Source organism: Bacteroides sp. AM54-2NS (genome assembly GCF_003602935.1).
In the GTDB taxonomy this organism is placed as follows: Bacteria; Bacteroidota; Bacteroidia; order Bacteroidales; family Bacteroidaceae; genus Bacteroides; species Bacteroides xylanisolvens.
In genome coordinates this window covers 48901-55939 of record NZ_QTMZ01000038.1, presented here as the reverse complement: position 1 = coordinate 55939, position 7039 = coordinate 48901, and the positions used below count along the sequence as shown (strand labels likewise).

The following is a 7039-nucleotide window of genomic DNA, read 5'->3' as shown; positions in this document are numbered from 1 at the left end:
ACAATTATGCCCTTTCAGGGCGCAAATTCAGATTGTCGTTTTTACGTAGGGCGTTGCCCTACGCTATATAATTAAGCCCTTTCAGGGCACTCCGCAAAATTATCATTTAGCGATTTTTCATCAGTCTTCTGTCACCTTTGAAAAGAACCTTTTCCTTTTCATCCGGGTCTGTATCTTTATACTGTTTTTGAGTTTCCTGAAGCAGTTGCATCAGCTCTTTTTGCTTTTCAGCATATTCCGGTTTGCCGAAGACATTGTTCATTTCTCTTGGGTCAGCTTTTATGTCATACATTTCCCATTCATCGATGTCGTTGTAGAAATGAATCAATTTGAAGTCTTGCGTGCGTATACCATAATGACGCTTCACAGAATGTTCAGCAGGGTATTCGTAGTAATGATAATAAGCAGCTTTGCGCCAATCGGCAGGAGTTTTGCCTTCATTCACCAATACGGGTTTCAGGGAGGCCCCTTGAATATCTGATGGAATCTCTATTCCGGCAAAGTCGAGGAAAGTAGGAGCAAAGTCCACATTCATGCTGATGGCATTACTGGTACTTCCTGCTTTAATTGCTTTCGGATAACGGATAATAAGCGGCATGCGTTGACATTCTTCATACATGAAGCGTTTGTCAAACCAGCCATGTTCGCCAAGGAAGAAACCTTGGTCGGAGGTGTAGACAATGATTGTGTTGTCCAGTTCACCAATTTTTTCGAGATAATTCAGCAGGCGGCCGATATTTTCGTCTACTGCCAGAACTGTCGCCAGATAATCACGCATATATTGCTGATATTTCCAGCTGATTAATGATTTGCCTTTCAGGTCACCTTTGCGGTATTCGGCAATGCGTCCGGCATATACAGAGTCCCATTTATCCTGAACTTCAACAGGCATACGTTTGTATACACTGTAAAGACGGTTGGTGGTATCTTTCAGCATTTCTTCACGAGTCAGCAATTTGAGGTCCCAGTCGTTTGTCAGTGTATGTTCGATAGACATATCCTGTTCACGGGCTGCTCTTCCGCGGCCTTCATAGTCGTCGAACAGATTAGCCGGTTCCGGGAAAGTAGTATTGTTGAATATACCAGATGACGGGGAGCAGGCATCCAGTTGCGGTGCGGAGCTTTCTGATGATACATCATGCAGAAAGGCTTGTTCTTGTCGCGACCTCGAGGAATTCAATGGCTTTATCAGTAATAATATCCGTGGCGTATCCTTTTTCTACAATATGCTTCCCGTTTTCCCAAAAATCAGGATCGTAATAGTCACCTTGTTCGTGTTGGCCGCTAAGGATGCTCCAATGATCGAATCCTTGCGGTTCACTGATAAGATGCCATTTACCAATTATTGCAGTCTGATATCCGGCTTGTTGAAGCAGTTTGGGGAATGTCTGCTGATCTCCGTTGAACGTACTGGCGTTATCGGTAAAACCATTCTCGTGGCTGAACTTACCGGTGAGGATGCACGCACGTGAAGGTCCTGAAAGAGCGTTGACAGCGTAGCAGTTGTCAAAACGGATACCTTCGTTGGCAATCCGGTCCATGTTAGGAGTCTGAATCAAATTTCCTCCGTAGCAGGACATTGCTTGAGTGGTATGGTCATCCGTCATCATGAAGATGATGTTCGGTTGTCTGGTCTCTTCTTTCTTTTGATTGCCGCAGGAAGCGAGACTTAGTGCAGCTAGTGGGAGGAGTAGGGCAGAGGGGGTGTAATAGTTTTCCATAATGATGAAGGGGAGTGACTAAAAAGCCGGTTGCATCTCCAATTCCCTTCCTTCCGGAAGGAGGAGAAATTGAGATGCGACCGACTTTTTAGTCAGCTTTATTATAGTTTGTATTTTAATGACTGTTTCTTTCCGTTTACTTTCACTTCTACTTCCAGTCCGTTTTCATCGAACGCTTTGTTCTTGAACTTAGCTGCAAATTTAGGGGCATCTGCGCTTTTCTTAACTGGGTAGATAACTGTGATGTAACGTACAGCTTCTTCGCCGTCTTTCTTCACGTTGAAAGATACATTCATACGTTTGTAACGTTTGCGATAAGCAGTTGAGCACCAACCCGGTTCTTTCTTCATCGACATACCGTCGGGACCGAAACATTGCAGTTTCATGTTGCTGCCGTCTTCAAATTGTGTCAGGAACGTCATGTCTTCGCGGCTGTTGGCAATTTCTCCTTTTGGCATTTGATAGTGAAGATTGATGGAACCTTTGGCGCTACCGATCATTTCGTCTACAATGACAAAGTAAGTGTTGTCAACGAAGAAAACGGAACGACGGTGTTTCAGGTTCTTGTAACTAGGATTTTCGGTCACTAAAGTTTGGATAGCACCTTCCGGTTGCCACAATTTAGTCACAGATTCTGTCGTATCCAAGTTCTTGTTGTTCAGCGTTACTGTGTTGTGAACACAAGTCTGACGGTGCCAGTTGCGTTGTTCCATCACTTCGCCTTCACCGGCATAGACATACGAACCAGAATCCGGGAACAAATTCTTGCCGTTAAACCAAAGTTCAAACGTTCCGTTATCCGGCTGACAATGCCAGAATGCTTTCGGACCAGCTTTTACTACCATTTGCGTAGCATCCATTCCCCATGAGTTACGGAATACAAAGAAACCTGATTTCAAGAATCCTTTAGACATATAATCCGGCAATGCACCTTCTTTACCTTCAGTTGCGAAGTATTTGATAGCCTGGTTTTTGGGGAATAGTTTACTCCATGCTTTGTAGTTTTTCACCATTTCTTTCTTTGTTGTCAACTTAGCATCGCTGAAACATGGATTGGTATAATCAGGGAAAGAAATGTTTGCGTAGAACATAATCATGCTTTCAATGGTATCCAAATAATCTTGAGGGAATTCCTTACGGAATCCGTTGGCATCTGCGATACCTAAAGCTTTACAGAAAATGTTAATAGCTGCCAGATGATAATGTGGGTCGAGTTCGAACTGTCCGCCGTCTTCGTATACCTGTACATGAATTTCACGGTTCAGAATATCGATACCGCTTTTTCTCCATGCCGGAGCATCTTTGAATTCAGGGAAGAAAGCACCGGCGTAGATCATACGTTGAGCTTCAAACAGCAAGTGGTTACCTTGATCGGAATAATTAGCAAGGATATGTATAGCATGTTTGTGATAGTTTACCAGGAATTCTGTCAGGAAGTCCGGAGTGAAAGAAGGAGAAGGGAGGAATAACTGGAACTGTGAAGTCTGGTCTTGCAGACGATTACTAACTTCCAGCGGGCGCCATGCGAAACGTACGTTTTCTATTTCACCTTTGATTTTTCCATCACTTAACAGCTCATATTCTTTTTTGTCCATCTTTACCAACGGATTCTTTTTAATCCAGTCGATATACTGATGTGCCCATTCTTTAGCATATTTCTCGTCACCGGATATGCGATAAGCCTTTCCCATCGGAGTGAACCATTTGTGGCGGTGCAATTGCCAACGGAGTTCATTGTCTTTCACCGGCCAGTATTGCCAGTTGATGTCTTCTCCGTAGTTGTAAGAAGGCTGATAACCTTTATGTACGAAGAATGTATGTTTCAATCCGTCATCTGCCCACTGCTGTTCTTCTTTGCTGATAGTCACTTTGTTCAGATTGATATCCGGAGTTTTTACATTGGTACGTGCACGGTAATAGTCTAATAATGCTTTGGCAGCATCCTCATCTTTACCTTCCTGATGCAAAGCTTTCACTTTTTCCAATCCCGGATAGTCCAGGTTAAGAATTGAAAAGACTTCGCTTTTCAGTTCTTGGGCACTAGCTTTGCCTACAAAACAAGCGATTGCCAGCAGAACGATATACTTTAAAGTTTTATTCATGATATAATTTACGATTTTACGATTTACTATTTACGATTGAGAACACTCTTGCTTTTGTATTATTGGATCATTCTCAACTCTCCATGCTCAACCCTCAACTTCTTCAATTCCATGAATCTCTTCAATGCTTCCAGATAGTAATAGTCAGCATAGTTCAGTGGAGTGTCGATTTCAGAACCGTTGGGCAGTGAGCCGACAGAGTGCATCAGAATGAAACCTTGATTGTCACCCACTTTTGCAAGATATGCGTCGCTTGACAAACTCTTCAGAATCTTTTCCGCATAATCCAGATATTTTTGTCCGTCGGGAACCATTGTGCTTAGTTCGATCAATGCTGAAGCGGTAACAGAAGCGGCAGAAGCGTCACGTGGAGTTTCTTCAGTCACAGGTGCATCATAATCCCAGTAGGGGATAGCATCGTCTGTTTTAACGCGATCCATAATCATATCAGCTACTTTGATAGCGAAGTTCAGGAAAGTACTGTCGTTTGTTTCACGGTAGCAAGCTGTGTAGCCATATACAGCCCATGCTTGACCACGTGCCCATGAAGAATCGTCATTCTTGCCTTGGTGAGTTTGCTTGCGTTCAACAGTTCCGTCGTTGTTGTAGCTACTACATGCCAGCAAGTATAATCCGGGCGGAAGTGATTGTTCATGGTAGTCATAGCATGCTTGATAGCAATGTCTTTGTATTTATTGTCACCTGTCGCTTTTGCTACATTAAACAGAAGATCGAGGTTCATCATATTGTCGATAATAACCGGGAAGTTCCATGTTCCGAAATCCCATGAACGGATAGCGCCGATAGAATCGTTGAAACGGCCGCAGAGGTTATCGGCAGTTTCTCTCATCACAGCGGCAATGGTGTCGTTGGGTGAAAGACGTTCTGCGTTGCCATAGCTGCAGTTGACCATGAATCCCAAATCATGCGTACCTTTATAATAGCGTACCGGATTCAGCAGATTTGTATATTGGATGGCTTGAGTTTTCAGTGTATCGTTTCCTGTCAGTTCGTATGCGTACCACAATGAGCCGGGGAAGAAACCACTCGTCCAGTCATAAACGTTGCAGAGGCGACGTTTGCCTAGCTGGTCAGCAGTGGGTTGTGCGCGTAGTGAATCTTTGAATGTTGATGAATCTCTTTCCAACTGACGGCAAAGGAAATCCATGCCATAACCGGTACGGATGGAGCGTGGCAACATTCCCGTACCACTAACCTCTTCAGCAGAAAGTTGTAATTGGGCAGAAGCTACATCCAGTCCTTTTTTTATCCAACTGTAGTCTTCCTTTGGGGTTGTCTGGCACGACGCGAGTGCAATACTAACCGAAGCAAAGAGAACAAGTTTCATTTTCATGTTATTCATTTTAAGTGATTGTTTTTAGAAGTTTTGTAACTGATACAAAAGTAGTGGAAAGGCTTAACTTTGTGTTGCAGGATTGTCCAAAAGGAGTTTGAACTCTGCTTTTCAAGTTTTGATTTTGTTGAAAAAGGTTTTAATTTTCTCCAATATGCCTAATTAAGGCATATTGGAGAGAATGAGGACTATTCCCAATTTGGATTTTGATTAAATTTAATCATCAAGTCCATGTCTCTTTGTGGAATGGGAAATAGTTCATGCTTACCTTTTACAGTATGTCTGTAAACAACATAATTAAATTCAGTTTCCGCAGTCCACCAGTTAAGCAAATCATTGTATGTTTTTTGAATAGTTTCATAATATATTCCCCAGCGGATTAAATCCATGCGGCGGTGTCCTTCAAAAGCCAGCTCATAAGCTCTTTCTTGATAGACTGCTTTACGAAAATCTTCTTCATTTAAATCTTTTAAATCACAAATACTCGTCTTACTAGGATTACCAAATCCACGACGGCGCACCATATTGATCGCTTCATAAGCTTCATCAGTAGGTCCATGTTTCCATTCATTCAAAGCCTCTGCGTAAAGTAAAAGTACATCTGCATAACGTAGGAAATACCAATTAACATTTGATTTATCGTTATTGATTAATTTACTGGTGGTTACATATTTTTCAATGTCCCATTTAGCAGGTGTATAATTCTGTTTTTCTTTTTGTCCTTTAGTGGGGTCTTTGTCTTTTTCTTTAGCAGAATAATCGGTATCATTTTTTCCTTTTGTCCAAAGTACTTTATCATCATCGTATTTATAATTGGCAACGGAAAGATCGCAGCGTAAGTCTTGAGGATGTTCACGCCATTCTGTTACGAAAGTATGCACCACTTTCACATTTCCTGCGCAACTTCCACGCTGTCCTGCGATTGATGTGGTTTTAACTCCATTCCATTTTCCAATACGGCCTACAGGGTCACTGTTTCCTGAAACGGTAGGGGAGTAAAATGATATTTCGATCAAGCTTTCTGTTGGGTCCCAAACCCCGTTACAAGTGTTTTTCCATAATTGTTCGTAATCAGATAGAAGAGCATGTTTGCCGGATTCTATTAAAGTACGCGCGGTTTTAGCGGCTTCTTCCCATTTTGACTCATCATATACAGGATATCCTGCCCATGTGGCGTAAACTTTTGATAATAAGCCTAGAGCAGCCCCCCTGGAAAAACGATAGCTGTTATCGATGCGGTATTGGTCATCTTGTGCATAGGGCAGTATTCTACTAGCGTAAAGCAGGTCATCTTCGATGAATTCATACACTTTTTCCGGTTTTACTTGAACAAATGTTCTTGGATCTTGTTTCGACATTTCTGTATTGGTCATAAGAGCAATATTACCATATCTGCGCACTAATTCAAAGTAAAACATAGCTCTTAAAGCTCTTGCTTCAGCTATATATAAAGTGGCCAATTGACGGTCGGTATCTGAGTATGTATTTATTTTGCTTGAGATTCTTTCTAGAAAATCATTCGCATTATAGACACCGGCATACAAAGATGACCAAGTGGTTTGTACTTCCGATTGAGTGGTAGGAAATGCATTGGCTGGTATGATACGATAGTTCTCCGTACTATTTCCTTCTGCCTGCTCCATATCTGTTCCTAAATTAAACAATATAGATAAATGATAGCCATATTGTCCATCTTCTATGGTTGAACGATAAACACCTTGTAATACAATCTCTGCCTCTTTAGCATCTCGCATAAAGTTTTTCTTTTCTACATCGGTGCTGGTTTCTTCGTCTAATGTGCAAGAATTAAAAGGTAATGCACATATTACTGATATTGCTATATAGTATAGAATCTTTTTCAT

General features: G+C 41.9%; 2 protein-coding genes and 2 pseudogenes. All 4 read right to left on the bottom strand.

Annotated features, from left to right (window positions below; all coding sequences use genetic code 11):
* Nucleotides 1-106: 106 nt before the first annotated feature.
* Nucleotides 107-1721: pseudogene (locus tag DXA05_RS19620) on the bottom strand (sulfatase).
* Nucleotides 1722-1822: 101 nt separating this feature from the next.
* Nucleotides 1823-3823, bottom strand: coding sequence for a heparin-sulfate lyase HepC (gene hepC / locus DXA05_RS19615; RefSeq protein WP_087323742.1), 2001 nt, complete (start codon nucleotides 3821-3823; stop codon nucleotides 1823-1825).
* Between the two features lie 59 nt (nucleotides 3824-3882).
* Nucleotides 3883-5186 (bottom strand): annotated as a pseudogene (locus tag DXA05_RS19610) (DUF4995 domain-containing protein).
* Between the two features lie 179 nt (nucleotides 5187-5365).
* Nucleotides 5366-7039 (bottom strand): RagB/SusD family nutrient uptake outer membrane protein, encoded by a 1674-nt coding sequence (locus DXA05_RS19605; protein ID WP_008643031.1) that lies wholly within the window; start codon nucleotides 7037-7039, stop codon nucleotides 5366-5368.